General features: G+C 59.9%; 24 protein-coding genes and 3 pseudogenes. 19 read left to right on the top strand and 8 right to left on the bottom strand.

The window, feature by feature from the left end; translation table 11 throughout:
• Positions 1 to 11: 11 nt before the first annotated feature.
• The 7 genes from V3W40_RS30100 to V3W40_RS30070 all read left to right on the top strand — a co-directional run bounded on the left by V3W40_RS30100 (position 12) and on the right by V3W40_RS30070 (position 7,012).
• Positions 12 to 776, top strand: a complete 765-nt coding sequence (locus tag V3W40_RS30100; protein ID WP_137212844.1) for a sulfite exporter TauE/SafE family protein — start codon at positions 12 to 14, stop codon at positions 774 to 776.
• A 118-nt stretch (positions 777 to 894) separates the two neighbouring features.
• Positions 895 to 1,485 carry an NAD(P)H-dependent oxidoreductase gene (locus tag V3W40_RS30095; RefSeq protein ID WP_027607662.1) on the top strand — a complete coding sequence of 197 codons (591 nt, stop codon included), beginning with the start codon at positions 895 to 897 and terminating at the stop codon, positions 1,483 to 1,485.
• Positions 1,486 to 1,515: 30 nt separating this feature from the next.
• On the top strand, positions 1,516 to 2,412 hold the full coding sequence (locus tag V3W40_RS30090; RefSeq protein ID WP_065947220.1) for a LysR family transcriptional regulator: 897 nt from the start codon (positions 1,516 to 1,518) through the stop codon (positions 2,410 to 2,412).
• Between the two features lie 103 nt (positions 2,413 to 2,515).
• On the top strand, positions 2,516 to 3,409 hold the full coding sequence (locus tag V3W40_RS30085) for an NAD-dependent epimerase/dehydratase family protein (RefSeq protein WP_330216232.1): 894 nt from the start codon (positions 2,516 to 2,518) through the stop codon (positions 3,407 to 3,409).
• Positions 3,410 to 3,593: 184 nt separating this feature from the next.
• Complete coding sequence (locus V3W40_RS30080; protein ID WP_074848241.1) at positions 3,594 to 4,772, top strand: AAA family ATPase; 1,179 nt, start codon at positions 3,594 to 3,596, stop codon at positions 4,770 to 4,772.
• Entirely contained in the window at positions 4,765 to 5,445 is a 681-nt protein-coding gene (locus V3W40_RS30075; protein WP_065947218.1) for a hypothetical protein, read from the top strand. Before V3W40_RS30080 ends, V3W40_RS30075 begins: the two co-directional genes overlap by 8 nt.
• 121 nt (positions 5,446 to 5,566) lie before the next feature.
• Positions 5,567 to 7,012 carry a SulP family inorganic anion transporter gene (locus V3W40_RS30070; RefSeq protein WP_065925964.1) on the top strand — a complete coding sequence of 482 codons (1,446 nt, stop codon included), beginning with the start codon at positions 5,567 to 5,569 and terminating at the stop codon, positions 7,010 to 7,012.
• Between the two features lie 131 nt (positions 7,013 to 7,143).
• Here the strand turns inward: V3W40_RS30070 and V3W40_RS30060 are convergent, their stop codons facing one another.
• Positions 7,144 to 7,524 (bottom strand): lysozyme inhibitor LprI family protein, encoded by a 381-nt coding sequence (locus tag V3W40_RS30060; RefSeq protein WP_065925965.1) that lies wholly within the window; start codon positions 7,522 to 7,524, stop codon positions 7,144 to 7,146.
• Between the two features lie 247 nt (positions 7,525 to 7,771).
• Here V3W40_RS30060 and V3W40_RS30055 point away from each other — a divergent pair, with 247 nt between their 5' ends.
• Genes V3W40_RS30055 through V3W40_RS30040 form a run of 4 tightly spaced genes read left to right on the top strand, consistent with a single transcriptional unit; the run spans position 7,772 to position 11,857 of the window.
• Positions 7,772 to 9,121 carry a GntT/GntP/DsdX family permease gene (locus V3W40_RS30055; protein ID WP_235865606.1) on the top strand — a complete coding sequence of 450 codons (1,350 nt, stop codon included), beginning with the start codon at positions 7,772 to 7,774 and terminating at the stop codon, positions 9,119 to 9,121.
• A gap of 12 nt (positions 9,122 to 9,133) precedes the next feature.
• Positions 9,134 to 9,994, top strand: a complete 861-nt coding sequence (locus V3W40_RS30050; protein ID WP_065925967.1) for a MurR/RpiR family transcriptional regulator — start codon at positions 9,134 to 9,136, stop codon at positions 9,992 to 9,994.
• A gap of 1 nt (position 9,995) precedes the next feature.
• Positions 9,996 to 11,459 carry an N-acyl-D-amino-acid deacylase family protein gene (locus V3W40_RS30045; protein ID WP_065925968.1) on the top strand — a complete coding sequence of 488 codons (1,464 nt, stop codon included), beginning with the start codon at positions 9,996 to 9,998 and terminating at the stop codon, positions 11,457 to 11,459.
• 29 nt (positions 11,460 to 11,488) lie between these two features.
• Positions 11,489 to 11,857: a glyoxalase superfamily protein gene (locus tag V3W40_RS30040; protein ID WP_330216231.1), complete on the top strand. Its 369-nt coding sequence runs from the start codon at positions 11,489 to 11,491 to the stop codon at positions 11,855 to 11,857.
• Positions 11,858 to 12,463: 606 nt separating this feature from the next.
• Here the strand turns inward: V3W40_RS30040 and V3W40_RS34985 are convergent.
• The 3 pseudogenes from V3W40_RS34985 to V3W40_RS34975 form a co-directional block, all read right to left on the bottom strand.
• A pseudogene (locus tag V3W40_RS34985) lies at positions 12,464 to 13,057 on the bottom strand (methyl-accepting chemotaxis protein); the annotation flags it as partial.
• Between the two features lie 309 nt (positions 13,058 to 13,366).
• Positions 13,367 to 13,420 (bottom strand): annotated as a pseudogene (locus V3W40_RS34980) (hypothetical protein); the annotation flags it as partial.
• Positions 13,421 to 13,585: 165 nt separating this feature from the next.
• Positions 13,586 to 14,383: pseudogene (locus V3W40_RS34975) on the bottom strand (methyl-accepting chemotaxis protein); the annotation flags it as partial.
• Between the two features lie 262 nt (positions 14,384 to 14,645).
• Between V3W40_RS34975 and V3W40_RS30030 the strand changes: the two are divergent.
• The gene (locus V3W40_RS30030) at positions 14,646 to 15,263 is read left to right on the top strand and encodes an FKBP-type peptidyl-prolyl cis-trans isomerase (protein ID WP_003176055.1); all 618 of its coding nucleotides are present in this window, start codon (positions 14,646 to 14,648) and stop codon (positions 15,261 to 15,263) included.
• A 135-nt stretch (positions 15,264 to 15,398) separates the two neighbouring features.
• Here V3W40_RS30030 and V3W40_RS30025 read toward each other — a convergent pair whose 3' ends face one another.
• The 3 genes from V3W40_RS30025 to V3W40_RS30015 all read right to left on the bottom strand — a co-directional run bounded on the left by V3W40_RS30025 (position 15,399) and on the right by V3W40_RS30015 (position 17,312).
• Complete coding sequence (locus V3W40_RS30025) at positions 15,399 to 15,656, bottom strand: PA4570 family protein (RefSeq protein ID WP_003194088.1); 258 nt, start codon at positions 15,654 to 15,656, stop codon at positions 15,399 to 15,401.
• A gap of 159 nt (positions 15,657 to 15,815) precedes the next feature.
• Complete coding sequence (locus V3W40_RS30020; protein ID WP_017254008.1) at positions 15,816 to 16,157, bottom strand: zinc ribbon domain-containing protein YjdM; 342 nt, start codon at positions 16,155 to 16,157, stop codon at positions 15,816 to 15,818.
• Positions 16,158 to 16,343: 186 nt separating this feature from the next.
• Positions 16,344 to 17,312, bottom strand: a complete 969-nt coding sequence (locus tag V3W40_RS30015) for a polyprenyl synthetase family protein (protein WP_027607652.1) — start codon at positions 17,310 to 17,312, stop codon at positions 16,344 to 16,346.
• 239 nt (positions 17,313 to 17,551) lie between these two features.
• On the opposite strand from V3W40_RS30015, the gene rplU reads away from it, so the two are divergent.
• The 7 genes from rplU to V3W40_RS29980 all read left to right on the top strand — a co-directional run bounded on the left by rplU (position 17,552) and on the right by V3W40_RS29980 (position 23,120).
• Positions 17,552 to 17,866 carry a 50S ribosomal protein L21 gene (gene rplU, locus V3W40_RS30010; protein ID WP_003176051.1) on the top strand — a complete coding sequence of 105 codons (315 nt, stop codon included), beginning with the start codon at positions 17,552 to 17,554 and terminating at the stop codon, positions 17,864 to 17,866.
• 34 nt (positions 17,867 to 17,900) lie between these two features.
• The gene (rpmA, locus tag V3W40_RS30005; RefSeq protein ID WP_003176049.1) at positions 17,901 to 18,158 is read left to right on the top strand and encodes a 50S ribosomal protein L27; all 258 of its coding nucleotides are present in this window, start codon (positions 17,901 to 17,903) and stop codon (positions 18,156 to 18,158) included.
• 194 nt (positions 18,159 to 18,352) lie between these two features.
• The gene (gene cgtA, locus V3W40_RS30000) at positions 18,353 to 19,576 is read left to right on the top strand and encodes an Obg family GTPase CgtA (RefSeq protein ID WP_015885843.1); all 1,224 of its coding nucleotides are present in this window, start codon (positions 18,353 to 18,355) and stop codon (positions 19,574 to 19,576) included.
• A gap of 109 nt (positions 19,577 to 19,685) precedes the next feature.
• Positions 19,686 to 20,804, top strand: coding sequence for a glutamate 5-kinase (proB, locus tag V3W40_RS29995; RefSeq protein ID WP_065925971.1), 1,119 nt, complete (start codon positions 19,686 to 19,688; stop codon positions 20,802 to 20,804).
• A gap of 16 nt (positions 20,805 to 20,820) precedes the next feature.
• On the top strand, positions 20,821 to 21,285 hold the full coding sequence (locus V3W40_RS29990) for a CreA family protein (RefSeq protein ID WP_027607650.1): 465 nt from the start codon (positions 20,821 to 20,823) through the stop codon (positions 21,283 to 21,285).
• 101 nt (positions 21,286 to 21,386) lie between these two features.
• Complete coding sequence (locus V3W40_RS29985) at positions 21,387 to 21,869, top strand: glutathione peroxidase (protein WP_330216230.1); 483 nt, start codon at positions 21,387 to 21,389, stop codon at positions 21,867 to 21,869.
• 147 nt (positions 21,870 to 22,016) lie between these two features.
• Positions 22,017 to 23,120, top strand: coding sequence for an NADH:flavin oxidoreductase (locus V3W40_RS29980; protein ID WP_065925973.1), 1,104 nt, complete (start codon positions 22,017 to 22,019; stop codon positions 23,118 to 23,120).
• 855 nt (positions 23,121 to 23,975) lie between these two features.
• Here V3W40_RS29980 and V3W40_RS29975 read toward each other — a convergent pair.
• Entirely contained in the window at positions 23,976 to 25,154 is a 1,179-nt protein-coding gene (locus V3W40_RS29975; RefSeq protein WP_330216229.1) for a glycosyltransferase family 4 protein, read from the bottom strand.
• Positions 25,155 to 25,163 lie beyond the last annotated feature (9 nt).

Genomic DNA, 25,163 nt, shown 5'->3' with positions numbered 1-25,163 from the left:
ACACTCTGCCCATGAATACCTTCCTCGCGTTTTACCAGAACCTCGGCCCCGCCCTTACCTTGCTGGTGATCGGCACCTTCCTGCTGGCCGGTACGGTCAAGGGTATCATCGGCCTGGGCCTGCCCACTGTCGCCATGGGCATGCTCGGCCTGGCTATGTTACCGGCGCAGGCTGCGGCATTACTGATCATCCCTTCGACCGTCACCAACCTGTGGCAATTGGCATTCGGCGGGCACCTGAGTGCGTTGCTCCGGCGGCTGTGGCCGATGTTGCTGCTGATTTTCCTCGGCACTGGGCTGGGCACGGTGTGGCTGGGGATGGACGGCGGGCAATGGGTGGTGCGCGCACTGGGCGCGGCGTTGCTGGCGTATGCACTGAGCGGACTGTTCCTGCCAACGTTCAAGGTCAAGGCCCGGACCGAGCGTTGGCTGGGCCCGGTGTGCGGGCTGATCACCGGCCTCATCACCTCGGCCACCGGTGTGTTTGTGATTCCTGCCGTACCGTACCTGCAGGCACTGGGTTTGAATCGCGATCAACTGGTGCAGGCGTTGGGGCTGTCGTTCACGGTATCGACCCTGGCCCTGGCCGCCGGTCTGGCCTGGCGCGGGACGTTGGGCGCTGGCGCAATCAACGCCTCGTTGCTGGCCTTGGTGCCGGCGCTGCTGGGCATGTGGCTGGGCCAGGTGGTGCGCCAGCGCATCAGTGCGGTGCTGTTCAAGCGGGTATTTTTTATCGGCATGGCACTGCTGGGCGGGCATTTGCTGATCGGCGGTTAACAATTCATGATCCATTCGTGCCTTGTGGTCAAAGGTATTTTGCCCGGTGGCCGCTTATTCCCAAGGGCCGAGGTGGATAGTCTGCGTCCAGACATTTTCAACCTTCTGGATGCCTCCCATGAAAAAAGTACTCCTGCTCAACGGCGGTAAAAAGTTCGCCCACTCCGACGGTCGCTACAACGCCACCCTGCATGACACCGCCTTGGCGGTGTTGGACCGAGGCGGTATCGACGTCAAGGTCACCCATATCGACGAAGGCTACGACGTGGCCGAAGAAGTCGCCAAATTCCTCTGGGCCGACGTGATCATCTACCAGATGCCCGGCTGGTGGATGGGCGCGCCATGGATCGTCAAGAAGTACATCGACGAAGTCTTCACCGAAGGCCACGGCAGCCTGTATGCCAGCGATGGTCGCACCCGTTCCGACGCCTCGCAGAAATACGGCAGCGGTGGCCTGGTCCAGGGCAAGCACTACATGCTGTCACTGACCTGGAATGCACCGCAGCAAGCCTTCGACGATCCGACCGATTTCTTCGAAGCCAAGGGCGTGGATGCGGTGTACTTCCCGTTCCACAAAGCCAACGAGTTCCTCGGCATGACCGGCCTGCCGACCTTCCTGTGCGTGGACGTGATGAAACGCCCGGCCATCGAGGTGGATGTGGCGCGCTACGAACAGCATCTGGCGCGGGTGTTCAACCTCTCGGTGTAAGCTGCGGTACACCGATAACGAGGACCGCCCGTGAAAGCCCGATCCGATGAGCTACAGATCTTCGTCAGCGTGATTGAGTGCGGCTCGATTTCCGCCGCCGCGGAGCAGGTCGGGCAGACGCCATCGGCGGTCAGCCGCACCCTGTCGCGCCTGGAAGCCAAGCTTGAGACCACGCTGATCAACCGCACCACGCGGCGCATGGACCTGACCGAGGAGGGCAAGTACTTCTTCGAGCAGGCCAAGCTCATCCTGGCGCAGATGGACGAGCTGGAAGAGCGCCTGTCGTCACGTCAGAAGAACCCCGCCGGGCGCCTGCGCATCAATGCCGCCGTGCCGTTCATGCTGCATGGGATCGTGCCCTACATCGCCGAATTCCGCCGTTTGTACCCGCAGATCCAGCTGGAGCTGAACAGCGATGACCTGATCATCGACCTGTTGGAACAGAGTACCGATATTGCGATCCGCATCGGTGCCCTGGCCGACTCCACCCTGCATGCGCGATCCCTGGGTTGTACGCCGCTGCATATCCTCGCCAGCCCTGATTACCTCAAACAGTACGGCACGCCGACGACGGTCGCCGAGTTGGCTGACCATACCCTGCTGGGCTTTACCCAGACCGAAACCCTCAACCACTGGCCGCTGCGTCATGTGGAGGGTGACCGCTGGCTGATCGAGCCCAGCGTGGCCGCGTCCAGTGGTGAAACCCTGCGCCAGTTGGCGTTGGAAGGGCAGGGCATTTGTTGCCTGTCGAACTTCATGACCGTCGAAGACATCAATGCCGGGCGCCTGGTGCCGGTGCTGGAGGCGTTCAACAGCGGGTATCGCCAACCGATCCACGCGGTGTTCTACCGCAACTCGCAATTGGCGCTGCGCATCCAGTGCTTCCTGGACTTTATCCAGGCCAAGCTGGCGCGGTATGCCTGCTGATTCGTGACCCTCACGCAAGAGTGAATTGGGCGGTGCGGGCTTATTCGTCAGGGATGAGTCCGTAACAATGGACCCATCACTTACCCCGTCAGGAGCACTCTCCATGCACGTATTCATTACCGGCGCAGCCGGTTTTATCGGCGGTTCCATCGCCACCGGCCTGGTCAAGGCCGGTCACACGGTCACCGGCCTGGTACGTAGCGCCGAGCAAGCGGCTGAAATGACCGCCCTGGGCATCAACCCGGTGATCGGCACCCTCGACGATGCTGCTGTGTTGACCGAGCAAGCGCACAAAGCCGATGCAGTGATCAATGCCGCGAGCAGCGACCATCGTGCTGCGGTGGAAACCCTGCTGGCCGCACTGAAAGGTTCGGACAAGCCATTCCTGCACACCAGCGGTTCGAGCATCGTGGGGGATGCGTCGGGCGGTAAGTCCAGCGGTGTCATCTATTTCGAAGACAGCCTGCCGGAACCGACCGTCGACAAGGCTGCCCGCGTGGCCATCGACAACCTGATCCTGGCGGCCGCAAAAGACGGCGTGAACTCAGCGGTGATCTGCAACACGCTGATCTACGGCCACAGTCTCGGTGTGAAGCGCGACAGCGTGCAACTGCCGCGCTTGCTCAAGCAGGCACGCAAGAGCGGTGTGGTGCGCCATGTCGGCACCGGGCAGAACATCTGGTCCAACGTGCACATTGAAGACGTGGTGGCGCTGTACCTGCTGGCACTGACCCGCAACGTGCCGGGTACGTTCTACTTTGTGGAAAGCGGCGAGGCCTCGTTTATCGACATGACCACGGCGATTGCCCAAGCCCTGAACATGGGCCGGCCGCAGGATTGGCCGTTGGCCGAGGCTGAGGCCGAGTGGGGCTATGAAATGGCCAACTATGGCCTGGGCTCCAACAGCCGCGTGCGCGGCAGGCATGCCCGCGAGTTGCTGGGCTGGGCGCCGAAGCGTACGTCCGTAGTCGAGTGGATTCGCCACGAGATGGTTTAACAGAGGTGGGACACGGAGGGTATGCAGCTTAAGCGGTCGCCATTGGGCGGCCGTTTGTGTTTATGGACTGAATGAACGTGTACATGGATTGCGTGAAAGGCTTCCAGCCTAGAGAATGCAAGGATTCTGTTATCAGGCTTATGCCCGCCTGCGGTTTTTGGCGATGAAAGACTTGGAGTCTCGAATGATAAAAACCATAGTGATTAAAGGCTTCAAGTCTATTCCAGAGTTGACGCTAGAGTTAGGACGAGTTAATTGCTTTATCGGCGCCAACGGTGTCGGTAAAAGTAATATCTTGGAGGCCATTGGTGTTTTGGGCGCAGCAGCAAACGGCGTAGTTGATTCGGAGTCTCTTCTGCGACGTGGCGTCAGACCTGGTTTGCCGAGACTTTACAAAACGTCGTTCACCGGCGGAAGAACGCCGCCAGAAATTCGATTGAGTGCCATAGGTGCTCAAAGTGAGGAATATAGAACTTCAATTTTGAACCCTATTGATAAGCCTGAGCCGGCTTGGGAGTTCAAGACAGAGTATCTACGAGATTCGAATACTGAGATTCTGACTGCCGGTGTCAGAAGTTTGAAAAATTTGAAACCTACTGCTGGATTGGCGGCACTTAAGTTGGTGGATCTTTCACCGGATAACCCGGCTGCCAAATTGATGCAGCAGTTGCAGGACTACGCGATTTATAGCCCGAATACACCCACCCTACGGGCAATGGTGGCTGACCCGCAAACGCGTTCACCGCTGGGGTTGTCGGGCGGGCGGCTGGCTGACGCATTTGCTGAACTCAAGAGTGCTTTGGACGCTGATCCGCAATTGATGGACTCCGTACTGGAGTTAATCGACTGGGTTGTCGATATTGACGCCGTATCAACGGCAAATTCTTTATTGTCACCCTCGGTATCCCGTACTGGCCAAAGCGTTCTAAAGCTTACTGATCGATATATGAAAAGTGGGCGCAACTCTCTCACGGCATACGACGCCAGTGAGGGCGCTTTGTACGTATTGTTCAGTGCAATTCTATGTTTATCTCCTGCCGCGCCGATGGTGCTTGCGATTGACAATCTGGACCAAGCCTTGAACCCGCGTCTTGCCATGCGGCTGACTGAAAAACTGTCTTATTGGTTGAAGAAAAACGATGCCCGCAGACAGCTACTGTTTACAACTCATAACCCTGCCGTACTTGATGGACTTGACCTTTCGGATGATGAAATTCGTTTATTTGCGGTTGATCGCAATAGTGAAGGCCATACCAGTGTTATTCGGATAGAGCCAACCGAAAAGCTACTGAAAATGAACAAAGAATATCCGCTGTCCCGGCTATGGATGATGGGGCACCTAGGGGCGCTGCCCAATGTCTGACTTGCGCATCGCGTTGATCGCCGAAGGAAAAACCGACCTGGTGGTGGTGGAGGCTGCTCTTAAGGCGATTTTATTAGAGCCGTTTGTTCTCAAACTGATACAACCAGAAGCATCTTCACGTGAACTGGGTGAGGGCTGGGGTGGTGTTGCCAAGTGGTGTCATCAAAGTGTCGAGCGCGGTGAGGGCGTATTGCATGATGATCCAACACTTTTTTTGTATGACTTTTACATCATTCATTTGGACGCTGATGTGGCTGGCATGACGTATGCGCATGCCAGGCTTGAAGAGCTTGCTCAGCAACACAGTTGGGGCGCGTTGCCGTGTCAGATGCCGTGTCCTGTTGCACAGGATTCGGTTACCGCTTTGCGTACCGTCCTGCTGTCCTGGCTAGGCAATCCTGTTCCCACAAGCAAGACAGTGATTTGTATTCCCTCCAAGGCTATTGAGTCTTGGTTGGCGGCCGCCATCCTCCCGGCGACTGCAACTGCGCTTACAGATATCGAATGCAATTTTAATATGAAAACGGTATTGGCTCAGTTGCCCAAGGCGTCCCGGATCAACAAGCGAGCTGACTACATATTGAGAGCCCCTTTAGTCCAGAGTAGATGGAAGCGGGTATGTCAGCTTTGCACCCAGGCCGATGTCTTTGATCAGGATGTCAGAGCTGTGTAGTCTTCGTCGGCTGTTAAGATTCCCGCGATTTTCACACCCTTCAAAAAAGGCGATCAGTCAGGATCGCGTTTGTCATCATTGATGGCTGAAGTTTTTACTGACTTATACTTTTTGGTACCTCATGAACCTCACTCGTCTGCGCGCCGATGCCCTGGCCGGCCTCACCACGTCCTTTGCGCTGCTGCCCGAATGCATCGCCTTTGCCCTGGTGGCTCACCTCAACCCGCTGATGGGGCTGTACGGCGCCTTTATCATCTGCACCCTCACGGCGTTGTTCGGCGGCCGGCCCGGCATGGTGTCCGGGGCGGCAGGCTCGATGGCGGTGGTGATCGTCGCGCTGGTGGTGCAGCACGGCGTGGAATACCTGCTGGCTACGGTGCTGCTGGGCGGGCTGATCATGGTCGCGTTCGGCCTGTTGCGCCTGGGCAAGCTGGTGCGCATGGTGCCGCACCCGGTGATGCTGGGGTTCGTCAACGGCCTGGCGATCATCATTGCCCTGGCCCAGTTGGAACATTTCAAGAACGGTGAACGCTGGCTCAGCGGTACGCCGTTGTACGTGATGACGGGCCTGGTGCTGGTGACCATGGCCATCGTCTACCTGCTGCCGCGCATCACCCGTGCGGTGCCGCCGGCCCTGGTGGCGATCCTTGGCGTGGGCCTGGCCGTGTACCTGCTCGGCCTGCCGACCCGTACCCTCGGCGACATGGCCCACATCGCCGGCGGCCTGCCGAGCTTCGCGCTGCCGCAGATCCCCTGGACCCTGGAAACCCTCGGCATCATCGCCCCCTATGCGTTCCTGATGGCCATGGTCGGCCTGCTGGAAACCCTGCTGACCCTGAACCTCACCGACGAAATCACCGAGACCCGTGGCTACCCCGACCGCGAAAGCGTGGCCCTGGGCGCGGCGAATATGCTCTCGGGCCTGTTCGGCGGGATGGGCGGTTGCGCGATGATCGGGCAAACCGTGATCAACCTCAGCTCTGGCGGGCGTGGACGTTTCTCCGGGGTGTTCGCCGGGGTGATGATCCTGCTGTTTATTTTGTTTCTGTCACCGCTGATCGAGCGGATCCCGCTGGCGGCGCTGGTGGGGGTGATGTTCGTGGTGTCCCAGCAGACCTTCGCCTGGGCGTCCCTGCGGGTGATCAACAAGGTGCCGCTCAATGATGTGCTGGTGATTATCGCGGTAACAGTGATCACGGTGTTCACCGACCTGGCCACCGCCGTGCTGTGCGGCATCGTGATCGCAGCACTGAACTTTGCCTGGCAACAGGCCCGTGAGCTGTACGCCGATGAGCATCTGGAAGCGGATGGCAGCAAGCTCTATCGCCTGCACGGTACGCTGTTCTTTGCCTCGACGACGCCGTTCCTGAACCAGTTCGACCCGGCCAACGACCCCGCCCAGGTGACGCTGGATTGTCGTCACCTGAGCTTTGTCGACTACTCGGCGATTGCCGCACTGATGACCCTGCGCGAGCGCTACAGCAAGGCCGGCAAGCATTTGCGCGTGCTGCATTTGTCCGAACGCTGCAAGAAGCTGCTCAAGCGTGCCAAGGTTCACCACGACTGATCACATACCCCTGTAGGAGCGAGCTTGCTCGCGAAAAACCAGAGAGCGCCGCGGGCATCCAGAAAGCCCGCGTTGTCGTTGGCGATCTTCGCGAGCAAGCTCGCTCCTACAGAGGGCGATGCAGCCTTGCATTACGGCCCGACCAGGTCTTCCAGTTCCTGGGCGCGGGTCTGGGTCATGTCCAGCACGCAGCCGGTGCCGTTGACCTGGTCGATGGTGCCGCCGGTAGCGGAGCCGACGAAGGCACAATTGGCGTCACGGTACTTGATCCACAGGCGCTGCAGGTCCTGCAGTTGCTGCCTGCGGTTGCCTTCCTGGGCGGCGAGGGCGGTTTTGTAGGCTTTGTTCAGGCGCGTGTCTTGCACCTTGGTTTCCTTGACGTTGCAGCTGACCATGTCGGCAGTGGTATTGGCGCCGTCCATGCATTTTTTCAGCGCCGGGTTGTCGGCAGCGGCGGCAGTGCCGCACACGGCGAGAAGCAGGGCGCCGGCGGCGAGTGTGGTGCGAATCATGCTCGATTTTCCTGGCATCGGTGGATGTGCATTCTATGACTCAAGCCTCTTCGTTGAGTTTCCAGCCTTCTCTGAACTTCATGTAAGAACACCCCCCGAATTTTCATGCGCGGCCCTTGGGCATACCCCAACGCGACAGCGCTTATCTGTGGGCGAAAGTTACTTTCATAAAATTTGAAAATGCTCCTCGGTAATGATTTATGAGTTTCACAACCAACTCGACGTGACCCTTTCCGAGGAGTACCGCATGGCCGCATCACCGGGCTTCGGGCTGTTGGCATACGCTGCCATCGCCATCATTGCTTTGATCGTGCTGATCGCACGTTACCGGCTCAACCCGTTTATCGTCATCACCCTGGTGTCCATCGGCCTGGCGCTGATGGCCGGGATGCCGGCGGACACCATCATGGGTTCCTACGAGGCGGGCGTCGGCAAAACCCTGGGGCATATCGCCCTGGTCGTGGCGCTGGGCACCATGCTCGGCAAGATGATGGCCGAGTCCGGTGGTGCCGAGCAGGTGGCGCGCACGCTGATCAACCGTTTCGGCGAACGTAATGCCCATTGGGCCATGGTGTGCATCGCCTTCCTGGTGGGGCTGCCGCTGTTTTTCGAAGTGGGCTTTGTATTGCTGGTGCCGATCGCCTTTACCGTGGCGCGGCGCGTGGGGGTGTCGATCCTGATGGTCGGCCTGCCAATGGTTGCCGGCTTGTCGGTGGTGCATGCGTTGGTGCCGCCGCACCCGGCGGCGATGATGGCCGTGCTGGCGTATAACGCGTCGGTGGGGCAGACCGTGCTCTATGCGATCCTCATCGGTATCCCGACGGCGATCATCGCCGGCCCGGTGTACGCCAAATTCATCGTGCCGCGTATTCACCTGCCGGCGGAAAACCCGCTGGAACGCCAGTTCATCGAGCGCGAACCCCGTGAGCGTTTGCCGAGCTTTGCACTGACCATGGGCACCATCCTGTTGCCGGTGGTGCTGATGATGATCGGCGGTTGGGCCAACGTGATTTCCACCCCGGGTACGGGCTTCAACCAGTTCCTGCTGTTTATCGGCAACTCGGTGATCGCGCTGCTGGTGGCGACCCTGGTGAGTTTCTGGACCCTGGGCCTGGCGCAGGGCTTCAACCGCGAGTCGATCCTCAGGTTCACCAATGAATGCCTGGCGCCGACCGCGAGTATCACCTTGCTGGTGGGCGCGGGCGGTGGCCTGAACCGGATCCTCGTGGATGCAGGCGTCACTCATGAGATCCTCGGCCTAGCCCATGCCTTCCACTTGTCGCCGCTGGTGATGGGCTGGCTGTTCGCGGCGTTGATGCGGATTGCGACGGGCTCAGCCACGGTAGCCATGACTACGGCTTCGGGCGTGGTAGCCCCGGTCGCCCTGGGCCTGGGTTATCCACACCCGGAATTGCTGGTGTTGGCTACTGGCGCGGGTTCGGTGATCTTTTCCCACGTTAACGACGGCGGCTTCTGGCTGATCAAGGAATACTTCAATATGACGGTGATCCAGACCTTCAAGACCTGGACCGTATTGGAGACCCTGATCTCTGTGGTTGCCTTCGGTCTGACTTACGGTCTGTCCTGCATTTTGTAACCCGGAGCCTCCATGGACATCCTCTACCAGATCCGCGCCCGCCAGGATTCCTTCAGCGCCGGCGAAGGGCGTATCGCCAGGCTGATGCTGGAGGATGTGGGCTTTGCCGCCTCGGCCAGCCTGGAAGAGCTGTCCCAACGCGCCGAGGTCAGTACCGCGACCTTATCGCGGTTTGCCCGCAGTGTCGGTTGCCGGGATTTGCGCGACCTGCGCCTGCAACTGGCCCAGGCCAGCGGCGTCGGCAGCCGCTTCCTGGACCCGGCGGGGTTGCCTGAGCAGTCGGCGTTTCATCGGCAGATTCTTGGCGATATCGAGGCGACGCTGCGCCAGCATTTGTCGGGTTTCAACCAGGCGAGTTTTGTCGATGCGGTCAACCTGCTGGGGAAGGCGCGGATGATCCACGCGTTCGGCATGGGCGGGCCGTCGAGTTTGTGCAGCGATGAATTGCAGGTGCGCCTGGTTCGCCTGGGCTACCCGATTGCCGCCAGCCACGACCCGGTGATGATGCGTGTCACGGCGGCAACCCTGGGGCCGGAACACGCGCTGATCGTCTGCTCGCTCACCGGCCTCACCCCCGAGTTGCTTGATGTGGTGGCGCTGGCGCGCAACTACGACGCGCGCATCGTCGCCATCACCCTGGCCGACTCGCCCCTGGCGCAGTTGGCGGATGTGCTGCTGCCGCTGCAACCGGCCGAAACCAGTTTTATCTACAAACCCACGGCGGCGCGCTACGGCATGCTGCTGGCCATCGACCTGCTCGCCACCGAGCTGGCGCTGGCCCTGCCCGACGACAACCAGGAACGTTTGCGCCGGATCAAGCTGGCCCTCGACGATTATCGCGGCGGCCCTGACAGCCTGCCGCTTGGAGATTGATATGACGTACGACACGCTGATTCGCCAGGCGCTGATCATCGATGGCAGCAACACCGAAGGGTTTGTCGCCGATGTGGGGCTGCGTGACGGGCGCATCGAGACCATTGGCGACTTATCGACGGCGGTGGCCGCGCATGAAATCGATGCGACTGGCCGTGTGCTGGCGCCGGGCTTTATCGATGTCCACACCCATGACGACACGGTGGTCATCCGCCAGCCACAGATGCTGCCCAAGCTCAGCCAGGGCGTGACCACGGTGATTGTCGGCAACTGTGGCATCAGCGCCTCACCGGTGAGTTTGCGCAGCGATCCGCCGGACCCGATGAACTTGTTGGGCAGCGCTGCAGCGTTTGTTTATCCCCGTTTCAGCGACTATCGCAGCGCCGTTGAAAGCGCTCATCCAGCGGTCAACGTTGCGGCATTGATCGGTCACACGGCGCTGCGCAGTAACCACATGGACGACCTGCATCGCACTGCCACACCGGATGAAATCGCCGCCATGCGCGTGCAGTTGCACGAGAGTCTCGAAGCCGGCGCCCTCGGTTTATCCACAGGCCTGGCCTACGCCAGCGCGTTCAGTGCCGAGACCGATGAAGTGCTGCAACTGAGTGAAGAACTCACGTCCTTCGGTGCGGTGTACACCACCCATTTGCGCAGCGAATTCGAACCGGTGCTGGAGGCGATGGACGAGGCTTTTCTGATTGGCCGGCACGCACAGGTACCGGTGATCATTTCCCACCTCAAATGTGCGGGAGCGGGGAACTGGGGGCGTAGTCCGCAGCTGTTGGCAGCGTTGGAATCAGCGGCTAAAACCCATCCGGTGGGGTGTGATTGTTATCCCTATGCGGCCAGTTCCTCGACCCTGGACCTCAAGCAGGTGACCGACGCGTTTCGCATCACGATTACCTGGTCGACGCCGCACCCGGAAGTGGGTGGGCGCGACTTGCAGGACATTGCCGGCGAATGGGACGTCTCCCTGATGGACGCCGCCCGTCGTCTGCAGCCTGCGGGGGCGGTGTACTACGGGATGGATGAAGCGGATGTGCGACGCATCCTTGCGCATCCATTGTCGATGGTGGGGTCTGATGGGTTGCCCGAAGATCCGTTTCCACACCCACGCTTGTGGGGGGCGTTTCCACGGGTGCTGGGGCATTTCAGCCGGGATGTCGGGTTGTTCCCGTTGCATACCGCCGTGCACAAGATGACCGGCTTGTCGGCAGCGCGTTTTGGGTTATCCGAGCGTGGTGAAATTCGTGAAGGGCACTGGGCCGACCTTGTGTTGTTCGACCCGTTGCGGGTACGGGATGTGGCGGACTTCAATGAACCTCAGCGTGCAGCGCAAGGCATTGATGGCGTGTGGGTCAACGGCGTATTGAGCTACAGCGATGGTCGGGCGAACGGTCAGCGATCGGGGCGATTCCTGGCGCGCAGTGGGGATTTGCGTGATGGGTTTTCGACTCTATAGTGGGCGCTTTCATACACGGAGCGGTTGCCATGCACTTAGGAAAAGTTACCCCCATCCTGCGGATTTTCGATGAGGCCAAGGCCTTGGAGTTCTACGTCGACTTCCTGGGGTTCAAGGTCGATTGGCAGCATCGCTTCGAGGTGAATTTCCCGCTGTATCTGCAGGTGTCGTTGGGGGAGTGCGTGCTGCATTTATCCGAGCATCATGGCGATGCTTCGCCGGGCGCGGCGGTGCGGATTCAGGCGCAAGGGGTGGACGCATATCAGCAGCTATTGCAGGACAAGGATTATCGTTATGCCAAGCCAGAAGTCGAGCAAACGCCTTGGGGATCGCGGGAGATGAGCATCAAGGATCCGTTTGGGAATCGGGTGGTGTTTGTTGAGGAAGGCGAGGGCTGATCGGCAAATTGCAGGCAATAAAAAACCGCCTTGGTAGGCGGTTTTTTATTGCAATCCCAGTTTGCGGCTGGGGTTGCTGTCTCACAGGAGCACTGACGTGTTGGAGAATACTACTGCTGCTTTAAGGTTTTATACAAGGGCTGACGATAACTGGTTCTATTGGTTTTCAATTGCAAAGAACAGCAACAACTTTTGAGGGCGATTAGTTGTTACTTGTAACACCTTGGCGTAGATGGCTGAGCTAGCATCACCCGCGTTCTGTGTTCATCGTGAGGAAGGTTGGCTGGGTTCGCGCGCAAATTTTGGACCGACTGCCACGGGCTTGCAATCCGTGCCGGATTAATGCGGGAGGACCATCAACCCAGCCGCCTCACAGGAGCACTGACGTGCATCCAAAGGCTCACATGTTCCGGTAAGTGCGCTGGAGGTAAGGCCCAACTCACGGAGGGCCGAGTATGTCTAGGTTTGCACGACGTACATGGAACCTCGTAGTGAATGCCGTACGTGTTTATCACGTGTGGACATTCCTGCGGGACAGCTTCGATGACCTGTAAGGTCTGAGAAGTGGAGCCGCTTCGGGTAATACCGAAGCGGCTTTTTGGTTTCTTAAACCCGGAAGTGACTGACCATCTGCTGCAACTGGCTACCCAAACGTGCCAGTTCCACGCTCGATTTTGCCGTCTCATCGCTCGCGGTGGCGGTCTGCTCGGACACGTCACGCACATTCACGATGCTGCGGCTGATCTCTTCGGCCACGGCGCTTTGTTGTTCGGCGGCGGCGGCGATCTGCTGGTTCATCGACTGTATGTTCGACACTGTGCGGGTGATGTTTTCCAGTGACACTCCGGCCTTGCGCGTCAGTTCGACACTGCTGTCGGTGAGGCTGCGGCTGTTGTTCATCACGTTGGCAACTTGCTGGGTACCGTTCTGCAAGCCGGCGACCAGGCCTTCGATTTCCTCGGTGGATTTCTGCGTGCGCTGGGCCAGGCCGCGCACTTCGTCGGCGACCACGGCAAAGCCGCGACCGGCTTCACCGGCACGCGCCGCTTCGATCGCTGCGTTGAGGGCCAGCAAGTTGGTCTGTTCGGCCACCGCCTTGATCACGTCCATCACGCTGCCGATCTTGTTGCTCTCTTGTTGCAGGTGCGCCATGGCGTCGGTGGAGCGCTCCACTTCGGCGGCCAGGCGTTCGATCTGGGCGATGGCCTCGGCCACCACTTTATCGCCTGCGCGGGCCTGGCCGTCAGCGTCGGCGGCGGCCAGAGAAGCTTGCTCGGCGTTGCGTGCGACTTCCTGCACGGTGGCGGTCATTTCGTGCATTGCCGTGGCGACCTGATCGGTCTCGATCTTCTGGCTGTTCACACCGGCGCTGGTCTGCTCGGTGACGGCCGACAGTTCTTCGGCGGCGCTGGCGATCTGGGTCACGCCGTCGCGAATCCCGCTGATCAGTTCACGCAAGGTGGTGCCCATGCGCTGGATGCCTTGTTGCAGTACGCCCAGCTCATCGCGACGGGTGACCTGGATATTGTGGCTCAGGTCGCCGGAGGCGATGCGCTCAACCACGGCCAGGGTTTCCTGGATCGGGCGGGTGATCTGGCGGGTGATCACCCAGGCAGCAATGATGCCGACCAGCAGTGCAAGCAAGGTGCTGATCAATTGCAGGCTACGGGCTTGTGCACTTTCGGCGTCACGGCGGTTCAACTGGATGTCGTAGAGCTTGTCACTGATGGTGACGATGTCGGCACCCTGGGTGGTCATTTCAGCACGGGCGGCGACAATGTTGGCGTTGGCGGCCTTGTAGTTCTGCACGGCGCTGCGATAGGCGCCAAGGGCGGTTTCCAAAGAGGTCAGTGCGCTTTGCTGGCTGGCGCCGAAGGCGGCGCTGAGGTCTTTCAAGCCACTGATGGCTTTTTCGATTTGTGCGGCAGCGCGGGCTTCGGTATCCGGGTTGACGTTGCCGGTGTAGCCACGTACTTCATAGCGGGCCAACTGGAACTGCATCTTGGCGTCGGCCACGGCCTGGAACTGTGCAAGGTGCTCCGCGCTGTCGGGCATTTGCTTCACACTGGCTTCCAGCGCGTCGATTTGGGCGTTGGCGATATCGGCCTTGTCGCCCATCATTTGGCGAGAGGTATTACCGTTACGGTAAGCCTCACGCATTTTGTTCAGGGATTGCTGATAAGCCGTGATGATGGCTTTCTGCTCGTTGAGCAGCTTGACGTTTTCCGGGCTCTTGAAGCTGTCCAGGAGTTTCTGTTGCTGGGCAGCGAAGGTGTCCAGGCTGGTCTGCACGTTCTGCGCCACGGCTTCGTCGCCGTTAGCGAGCATGTATTGCAGGCGCACGATGCGCAGTTTGGTCAGCGACGCGTTGAGCTGGGTGATATCGCTCATCCAGTTACTACGGTCGATCAGGCTGCCGAGGCTGGTCCAGCCGGTGAAGGCCAGGATTGAGGTGAGGACCAGTACCAGGCCAAAGCCCAGGCCCAGTTTGAGGTTGACGCTGATGTTACCGAACCAGCTGTTCATCGAATGCTCCGCGAAGGTGATTTTTTGTCTGCTGGACGGTGTTGTTGTTTGAGCCAGCCAAGGTGTGTAGGCCTGTATCGGCGAAAGGGTTTGAATCTGAAGCGCTTTTATCGTGCGTGCGACGAAGCGTCGCGATCCCGGTGCCGCTCTGCCGTGCAGGGCTCATCACGAGCGGGTCTTGTGTGCTAGTCTGCTGGCCCTTTTAGTTCAGGGCGGCGCGCACATCACTGTTTCCAGTGCTGCCCTACAGCGGAGCCTCTTCATGTCCGAAGTTAATCTGTCCACCGACGAAACCCGCGTCAGCTACGGTATCGGCCGTCAGTTGGGCGACCAACTGCGCGACAACCCACCACCGGGTGTGAGCCTGGACGCGATCCTGGCTGGCCTGACCGATGCATTCGCCGGCAAACCAAGCCGTGTTGACCAGGAGCAAATGGCCGCCAGCTTCAAGGTCATCCGCGAAATCATGCAAGCCGAGGCTGCTGCCAAGGCTGAAGCCGCCGCAGGCGCTGGCCTGGCGTTCCTGGCTGAAAACGCCAAGCGTGATGGCATCACCACCCTGGCTTCCGGCCTGCAATTTGAAGTGCTGACCGCCGGTGACGGCGCCAAGCCGACCCGTGAAGACCAGGTTCGTACTCACTACCACGGCACCTTGATCGACGGCACGGTGTTCGACAGCTCCTACGAGCGTGGCCAGCCTGCAGAATTCCCGGTAGGCGGCGTGATCGCCGGCTGGACCGAAGCCCTGCAACTGATGAATGCCGGCAGCAAATGGCGCCTGTACGTGCCGAGCGAATTGGCTTACGGCGCTCAAGGCGTTGGCAGCATTCCGCCGCACAGCGTGCTGGTATTCGACGTCGAACTGCTCGACGTTCTGTAAGACCTGCTTTTGATTACCTGTAGGAGCGAGCTTGCTCGCGAAAAACGTCAACGATGACGCGGGCATCCTGGATGAGCGCGTTGTTTATGCGGTCTTCGCGAGCAAGCTCGCTCCTACAGTGTTTTGCTGGTTTCCTCATGGATGAAATTTGCCATTGAGCTCCGTCGCCGGGCGCAACGCTCGGGCATAGCAGAACAGAAACAGATTACGCACCACTTCCTTGAGCACTCCTGGTTCACTCGAACTCAGGCCGTTGACGTCCAGGTCACCCTGATCCTGCAATTCATTCAGCGCTTCTTCTTCCAGCACCGCACAGACTTCGCCGGTTTCCCGATGAAGGATGCGCAGGTAAGGGTGTGGGCGGTCGAGCCAGGCATCTATCAAATAAGTCATGGGTACATCTCCTTGATGGGTTTCAATGAGAATAATTCTTATTCGTAGAATAGCAAGTGCCTATTGGCAGTTTCCTGGTTTTTCTGTGTGGATATTGCGAGGGGTCAACAGGGAGGGCAAAACGCCATCCCGCGCGGGCGCGGGATGGATGCAGCAGGTTCAGACTTTGCGCACGAACTCGGACTTGAGTTTCATCGGGCCGATACCGTCGATCTTGCAATCGATATCGTGGTCGCCATCGCACAGGCGGATGTTCTTGACCTTGGTGCCGACCTTCACGACCAGGGACGTACCCTTGACCTTGAGGTCTTTGATCACGGTGATGGTGTCGCCGTCCTGCAGGACGTTGCCCACAGAGTCTTTCTTCACGGTTTCATCGCCGGCTGCTTCGGCCTCGCCATTGGCGGACCACTCATGGGCGCATTCCGGGCAGATCAGCTGGGCGCCGTCTTCATAGGTGTATTCGGAATTGCATTTCGGGCAGGGTGGCAACGTGCTCACTAAAGCTCCTTGAGATTCAGGGATGACTAAAAGTCGCACATTATATAGGGTTTTGTGATGTTGCAGGCTGTATGAAATCCAAATGTGGGAGGGGGCTTGCCCCGATGACGGTGTTCCAGCCGATATATCGACTGGCTGATCCACCGCGATCGGGAGCAAGCCCCCCTCCCACATTGTAGGTATGGCTTAGTGAGTACGGGCGACCGCAAACTCACTCAGCTCAACCAGGGCATCCCGGTACTCGCTGGCCGGCAGGGCTTGCAGGCACTGGATCGCACGGGCTACGTAGTCACGCGCCAGTTGCGCGGTGTACTCCAGGGAACCGGAAGCTTCCACGGCAGCGCGGATGGCCTCCAGGTCTTCGATCCCGCCTTTCTGGATCGCCTTGCGCACGAGTGCCGCCTGTTCCGGCGTGCCTTCGCGCATGGTGTAGATCAGCGGCAAGGTCGGTTTGCCTTCGGCCAGGTCGTCGCCGACGTTCTTGCCCAGGGTTTCTGCATCGCCACGGTAGTCGAGGAGGTCGTCCACCAGTTGGAACGCCACGCCCAGGTGATCACCGAAGGTACGCAGGGCTTCGGCCTGCTCGGCGGTCGCGCCACAGAGCGCGGCGGCACTGTGTGTGGAGGCTTCGAAGAGCATCGCGGTCTTGCCGCGAATCACTTCCATATAGGTTTCTTCGGTGGTGCTGGCGTCGCGAACCTTGGACAGCTGCAGCACTTCGCCTTCAGCGATGATGCGCGTGGCCTGGGAAAGAATCTTCATCACCGGCATCGAGCCCAGCTCGACCATCATTTCGAACGAGCGCGAGTACAGGAAGTCGCCCACCAGCACGCTCGGGGCATTGCCCCACATCGCATTGGCGGTCTCGCGGCCACGGCGCATGCCGGACATGTCGACCACGTCGTCATGCAGCAGGGTCGCGGTGTGCAGGAACTCGATGGTGGCGGCCAGCAGGCGCAGGTCATCGCCTTCGCGGCCCAGGGCCTTGCCACACAGCAGCACTAATAAAGGACGCAGGCGTTTACCGCCCGCCGACGTAATATAGTCGCCAATTTTGGAGACCAGCGGCACTTTAGACGTCAGCTGCTGCTTGATGATGCCGTCGACGGCGCTAAAATCGTCCGCGACCGCGCGGTAGAAAGCTTGGGGTTGCATCAGCGACAGTCGCTCCAGAAGGGTTGCGCGGCATGCTAGGACCCTGACCCCCGGGTGTCAAGGCGCGATAGACGGCCACTTGCAACACCCATTTACCTTGCGTACAATCGCGCACCCTGAACTTCCTGGGCAGCACCTGCCTTACGCAATTGCATTCGGGACGTCCATCCCATGCAGCCATGCCAGCCAATACCTCTTCTTATAAAGCGCTGGGTGAGCAGGATTATCGGAGAAATACCATGTCGTACGCAGTAATTGTTACTGGTGGCAAGCAATACAAGGTCGCCCCAGGTGAATACCTGAAGATCGAAAAACTGGAAATCGCTACCGGCGAATCCGTTACCTTTGATCGCGTTCTGTTGGTCGCCAATGGCGATGACGTGAACATCGGCGCTCCAGTTGTTGCTGGCGCTACCGTTGTGGCTGAAGTGATCTCCCAAGGTCGTCACGATAAAGTCCGCATCATCAAGTTCCGTCGTCGTAAGCACCACATGAAGCGTATGGGCCACCGCCAGTGGTACACCGAGATCAAAATCACCGGTATTCAGGCTTAATTTCAGCCTAATTCCTCACTAGGAGAATTGACTCATGGCACACAAAAAAGCTGGTGGTAGTACCCGTAACGGTCGCGACTCAGAAGCCAAACGCCTTGGCGTTAAGATGTATGGCGGCCAGAAAATCATTCCGGGCAACATCATCGTGCGTCAGCGCGGCACCCAATTCCACGCCGGTTACGGTGTTGGCATGGGTAAAGATCACACCCTCTTCGCGAAAATCGAAGGCGTGATCAAGTTTGAAGTAAAAGGCGCGTTCAACCGCCGTTACGTGAGCGTTGTCGCCGCTTAATTGCGCGATCGCTGGAAAAGCCCTGTCTTGCGACGGGGCTTTTTCGTTTGTGGAGTGAGTCTCTTGCAAAGCTGTTTGTAATGGGCTCAAGCAGCTGGATTTGCGGCTGTTGATTGAGGTCCCTGCGCTCATTTTTGCAAGAGTCTTATGTCTTGGTTTCTTAAGCTCGTCCATGCGGCGAGAGGCGTTTTGTTATGAAGTTCGTTGATGAAGTTTCCATCCGAGTAAAAGCAGGCGACGGCGGTAACGGTTGCATGAGTTTCCGTCGCGAAAAATTCATCGAAAACGGTGGCCCTAACGGCGGTGACGGCGGTGACGGCGGTTCCATCTACATGATGGCCGACGAAAACCTCAACACCCTGGTCGACTACCGTTACACCCGGCACTTCGATGCCGAGCGTGGCTCCAACGGCGGCAGCACCGACTGCACCGGTAAAAAAGGCGAAGACCTGGTACTGCGTGTACCGGTCGGCACCACGATCATCGACTCCGCGACCCAGGAAGTGATTGGCGACCTGACCAAGGCCGGCCAGAAACTGATGGTTGTACAGGGCGGCTGGCACGGTCTGGGTAACACCCGATTCAAGTCCAGTACCAACCGTGCACCGCGCCAGACCACGCCGGGCAAGCCGGGCGAGCAACGCGACCTGAAGCTGGAAATGAAAGTACTGGCTGACGTGGGCCTGCTGGGCCTGCCGAACGCCGGCAAAAGTACCTTCATCCGCTCGGTGTCGGCCGCCAAGCCGAAAGTCGCCGACTACCCGTTCACCACCCTGGTGCCAAACCTGGGCGTGGTCAGCGTCGACCGCTGGAAAAGCTTCGTGATCGCCGACATTCCCGGCCTGATCGAAGGGGCTTCCGACGGTGCTGGCCTGGGGATTCGCTTCCTCAAGCATTTGTCCCGCACCCGTTTGCTGCTGCACCTCGTCGACATGGCGCCATTGGATGACACCAGTGCACCGGACGCCGCCGAAGTGATCGTCAGCGAACTGACCAAGTTCAGCCCGGCCCTGGCCGAGCGTGATCGCTGGTTGGTGCTGAACAAGTGCGACCAGATCCTCGAGGAAGAGCACGAGGAGCGCGTCAAGGAAATCGTCGATCGCCTGGAATGGACAGGTCCGGTCTACGTGATCTCGGCGATCGCCAAAGAAGGCACCGAGCGCCTGACCCGCGACATCATGCGCTACCTGGAAGACCGTGCCGACCGTCTGGCGGCCGACCCGGTATTCAAGGCCGAACTCGCCGAACTCGATCAGCAGATCGAAGACGAGGCCCGTGCCCAGTTGCAGGCCCTGGACGACCAGCGTGCCTTGCGTCGCAGCGGCGTGAAGTCGGTCCATGATATCGGCGACGATGATTGGGACGAAGAAGACGTGGATGATGAAGACGGTCCGGAAATCATTTACGTGCGCGACTGATAGGTTGCGATAAACTCGAACGCCGCTCCCTGGAGCGGCGTTTTGGTATCCGGGTATAACGTTATGGCCAGCGCTGGGTCGCGCGGCCCTCTATCTAAGGTTGAAGATGATGCGGAGCAAAGTGACAGGTGCGCAGCGCTGGGTCGTAAAGATCGGAAGTGCGCTGCTGACGGCAGATGGCAAAGGCCTGGATCGTGCAGCCATGAGCGTCTGGGTCGAGCAGATGGTGGCCTTGCATGAGGCGGGTGTCGAGTTGGTGCTGGTGTCGTCCGGGGCGGTTGCCGCCGGGATGAGCCGCCTCGGCTGGACCGCGCGACCCAGCGCGATGCACGAACTGCAAGCCGCCGCCGCCATCGGCCAGATGGGCCTGGTGCAAGCCTGGGAATCCAGCTTTGCCGAGCATGGCCGCCACACGGCGCAGATCCTGCTGACCCACGATGACCTGTCCGACCGCAAGCGTTACCTCAACGCCCGCAGCACCTTGCGTGCGTTGGTGGAGCTTAAGGTCATCCCGGTGATCAACGAGAACGACACCGTGGTCACCGACGAGATCCGTTTCGGTGATAACGACACCCTGGCCGCGCTGGTGGCCAACCTGGTGGAGGCCGACCTGCTGGTGATCCTCACCGACCGCGACGGCATGTTCGACGCCGACCCGCGCCACAACCCCGATGCCCAACTGATCTACGAAGCGCGCGCTGATGACCCGGCGCTCGACGCCGTGGCCGGCAGCGTCGGCGGCGCCCTGGGGCGTGGCGGCATGCAGACCAAGTTGCGCGCAGCACGCCTGGCAGCACGTTCCGGGGCCCACACCATCATCGTCGGTGGGCGCCTGGAGCGTGTGCTGGATCGCCTCAAGGCGGGTGAGCGCATCGGTACGTTGCTGTCGCCCGAACGCGGCATGCTGGCGGCGCGCAAGCAATGGCTGGCCGGGCACCTGCAAACCCGCGGCACCCTGGTGCTCGACGATGGTGCGGTGTCGGCGTTGTCTCAGGGCCACAAGAGCCTGCTGCCGGTGGGCGTCAAGTTGGTGCAGGGCAGCTTCCGCCGTGGCGAGATGGTGGTGTGCGTGGCGCCCGACGGTCGTGAGATCGCCCGTGGCCTGGCCAACTACAGCGCCCTGGAAGCGCAGAAAATCATTGGACAATCGTCTGACGCGATTGTCGGACTCTTGGGTTACATGGCGGAACCGGAACTGGTTCACCGCGATAACCTGATTCTGGTCTAAACAAAGGGAATACACGATGCGCGTGATGAAGGGATTGCTCGGCCTGCTGCTGGCCCTGCCGCTGCTGGCTTCGGCCGAAGAAGTTGGCCAGGTGTCGACGGTGTTCAAGTTCGTCGGCCCCAACGACCGGATTGTGGTCGAAGCGTTCGATGACCCCAAGGTCGACGGCGTGACCTGCTATTTGTCACGCGCCAAGACCGGCGGCGTGAAAGGTGGCCTGGGCTTGGCCGAAGACCGTGCCGAAGCCTCGATCGCCTGCCGTCAGGTCGGCCCGATTCGCTTCAAGGGCGAGCTCAAGGACGGCGACGAAGTGTTCAAGGAGCGCACCTCGCTGGTGTTCAAGACCATGCAGGTGGTGCGTTTCCTCGACAAGAAGCGCAATACCCTGGTGTACCTGGTCTACAGTGACCGCTTGATCGAAGGCAGCCCGCAGAACGCGGTGACGGCGATTCCTATTCTGCCGTGGCCGACCGCTCAGTAATCCGCAGGCAAGTTTTGCAATCGGCGTCTATGATTGCAGGCTTGCGGGTTGTAATCTCGAAGCGCTGCTTTGCTAAGAACATGGGAAATCTGGAGTTCGTCATGAGTGCTTTCCACGACCTGAAACTCAAAGCTTTGGACGGACAAGAGCTGCCGCTGGCGCCCTTCAAGGGGCACGTTGTGCTGGTGGTCAACGTAGCCTCCAAGTGTGGCCTGACCCCGCAATACGCTGCGTTGGAAAACCTCTATCAGCAGTACAAGGCCCAGGGTTTTACCGTGCTTGGCCTGCCGTGCAACCAGTTTGCTGGCCAGGAACCGGGCACCGAGGAGGAAATCCGCGAGTTCTGCAGCCTGAACTACGGCGTGACCTTCCCCCTGGGCAGCAAGCTCGATGTGAACGGCCCTGAGCGTCACCAGCTGTACCGTTTGCTGGCGGGCGAGGGCGCCGAGTTTCCAGGGGATATCACCTGGAATTTCGAGAAATTCCTGCTGGGCAAGGATGGCCGGGTCCTCGCGCGATTCTCGCCGCGCACTGCACCGGATGATCCGACGGTCGTGCAGGCCATCGAAAAAGCCCTGAATTGAGCAGCTGCAGGCCCAGCTTCAAGTTTCAGATTTGAAGCTGGCTGCTGCTTTCATACCCCTTAATCACCCAAATCAATAGTGCTGTTCAGCGCTCTGCACTCCCCATATTATCCGCATCATAAACCTCGTCTTCCGCGGAGTGCTCCCATGCCTGTCCAAGCCTTGTTCAAACCGTTCCAGCTCGGTGCACTGCAGCTGTCGACCCGCGTGGTCATGGCGCCGATGACCCGTTCGTTTTCCCCAGGTGGCGTGCCTGATTCCAAGGTCATCGAGTACTACCGCCGCCGTGCCGCTGCCGGCGTGGGCCTGATCATTACCGAAGGCACCGTGGTCGGTCACCCGGCCTCCAACGGCTACCCGAATGTCCCGCATTTCTACGGCGAGGCGGCGCTGGCCGGCTGGAAGAAGGTCGTCGATGCCGTGCACGCCGAAGGTGGCAAGATTGTCCCGCAGCTCTGGCATGTGGGCAGTGTGCGCCGCATCGGTACCGAGCCTGACGCCAGTGTGCCGGCCTACGGCCCGATGGAAAAACTCAAGGATGGCAACGTGGTCGTCCACGGCATGACCACCCAGGACATCAAGGATGTCATTGCCGCGTTCGCCCAAGCCGCCAAGGATGCCCAGGGCATCGGCATGGACGGCGTGGAGATCCATGGCGCCCACGGCTATCTGGTTGACCAGTTCTTCTGGGAAGGCAGCAACCAGCGCACCGACGAATACGGCGGCAGCCTGGCCAACCGTTCGCGCTTTGCCATCGAACTGATCCAGGCCACCCGCGCCGCCGTCGGCCCGGACTTCCCGATCATCTTGCGTTTCTCCCAGTGGAAGCAGCAGGACTACACCGCACGCCTGGTGCAAACCCCCGAGGCCTTGGGTGAATTCCTCAAGCCGTTGTCTGATGCCGGTGTGGATATTTTCCACTGCTCCACCCGTCGTTTCTGGGAGCCGGAGTTCGAAGGTTCCGACCTCAACCTCGCCGGCTGGACCCGCCAACTCACGGGCAAACCGACGATCACCGTGGGCAGTGTCGGCCTGGATGGCGAATTCCTGCAGTTCATGGTCAACACCGACAAGGTTGCCCAACCGGCCAGTCTGGAAAAGCTGCTGGAGCGCTTGAACAACGACGAGTTCGACCTGGTCGCTGTTGGCCGTGCGCTGCTGGTGGATCCGGATTGGGCCGTGAAGGTGCGTGAAGGTCGTGAAGGCGACATTCTGCCGTTCAGTCGCGAGGCGTTGACGACCCTGGTGTAGGGGGGAGCCCAGGCCTGCGTTCACTATCGACGGCTGAGCGTGAGGGTTTAGCTGTTTCAGGCGAAAGGCTGGGTATTGAATACCCGGCCTTCCGCTTGTGTTCAGGCCATCATTCGCCTCAATGCTTATTGCCTTGTCCTTGGTCCATATGGATTAAAGCTAGAAGTGCTGTCCGTCTGGTCGGAACGTGCCCATTGAGGTGGCCTGACGGAACATTACTCCTGGTTTGGGCGCGTACCCCCAGGTAGTGGAAGGCGGTCAGTGGGCTGCGGGCGTTGCCAGTCGTTCTGCGCCGGCTGCCAGGCGTTTTGCGAGTGTGTGGACTGTGGGCGGTTGTCATGGTTGTGCGGTGGGCGTTGCCAGTCGTTCTGCGCCAGCCGCCAGGCGTTTTGCGGGCGTGTGGACTGCGGGCGGTTGTCATGGTTGTGCGATGGGCGTTGCCAGTCATTCTGCGCCGTTTGCCAGTTGTTTTGCGGGCGCGAAGGTTGCGGGCGGTTCCAGCCAGTGTTTGCGTGGTTCTGGTGGTTTTGACCGCTTCCGGATGGGGATGCCCATGCGGAGGGGTTGAATGGTTGGAATCTCAGCGCCATTGATCCATTTATCAGTGTCGACATAGTGCTCTCTATTAGTTTTTCAGCATGAATGACCTGCCTCGTTCGAGTGTGTTTCACAGGGACACACCCCCTCTTACGGCAGGTGTCATATCAGTGGTGATAATTCGTTCGACGTTCCGGAAATATCCTGTTGTGGCGTGCCGATTCAGGCAGTCCCAAGCAGGGATTCCTACCGTTGAAACCAATATTCAAGGGGTAGGCAGGCAGGACCGGGAATTGGCCTACGTCATTCGTAGAGGGTTCAACGAATGTCAGGCAGTGTTGGAGCTGCCAAATGTTCTGCGCACACATCGCGTAACTGGTTCTCGAACTGCTCGATAATCGCCGGCCAGCCCTGGCGGCTCGCATGTTGGCGTGCATTGAGGCGGGCCCTGCGCAAATGTTCGCTGTCTTCCAGCAACCATCTGGCCGCATCGAAAAACGCGTCCTCATCACCCGGCATGGCCAGCACACCGTTGTAACCATGGCGGATATGCTGGGTCGCCGCCGCCTGGTCGTACGCCACCACACCCAGCCCGGAGGCCATGGCCTCGAGCACCACATTGCCGAAGGTTTCGGTCAGGCTGGGGAACAGGAACACATCCCCGGATGCGTAATGCCGCGCCAGTTCTTCGCCGCGCTGGGTGCCACAGAACACCGCGTCGGGCAGGTCGCGCTCGAGCATCGGGCGTTGCGGGCCATCGCCGACGATGATCAGTTTCAGCCGACGCTGTGGATAAGTTGCCTGCAGCGCGTCAAAGCAGCGCTTGAGCAGCCCGAGGTTTTTCTCCTGGGCCAGGCGCCCCACGTGCAGCACGGCAATATCGTCGTTTTCCAGGCCCCAGCTTTCCCGTAGTGCGTTGTCACGCTTGGCCGGGTGGAATAATTGGCTGTCCACCCCGCGCGCCAGCATCCCCAGGCGCTCGAAATGCCGGCGCTCCAGTTCCAGGCGTTGGCTGGCGCTGGGCACCAGGGTCAAGGTCGAACGGTTATGAAACCAACGCAGGTAGTGCGTAACCATGCGGCTTAACAGGCTCAGGCCGTACTGGTTGGAGTACTGCTGGAAATTGGTGTGAAAACCGCTGACCACGCTGATTCCCAGGCGCCGCGCCGCCCGCAGCGCCGACAGCCCCAGCGGGCCCTCGGTGGCGATGTAGAGCACGTCGGGGCGCTGGCGTGTCCAGCGGCGCAGCAACTTGTGCATCGACGACTGGCCCCATTGCAGGCCTGGGTAACCCGGCAGCGGCCAGCCACGGCAGAGCAGCAAGCCATCATCGCTGGGCCGGCTTGCATCGGCGCCCTGGCGCGGGCGAACCAGTTCGACTTGATGGCCACGCGCGCGCAAACCTTCGCACAGGCGGCCAAGGGTATTGGCCACCCCGTTGATCTCTGGCGGGAAGGTTTCGGTGATGAGAGTGATGTGGAGCGAAGCTGTCGTCATGACCCACAG

Source organism: Pseudomonas sp. AM8 (assembly GCF_036346475.1).
Taxonomy (GTDB): domain Bacteria; phylum Pseudomonadota; class Gammaproteobacteria; order Pseudomonadales; family Pseudomonadaceae; genus Aquipseudomonas; species Aquipseudomonas marginalis.
The sequence above is the reverse complement of the archived record's forward strand: the minus strand, read 5'-3'. Positions and strand labels throughout refer to the sequence as shown.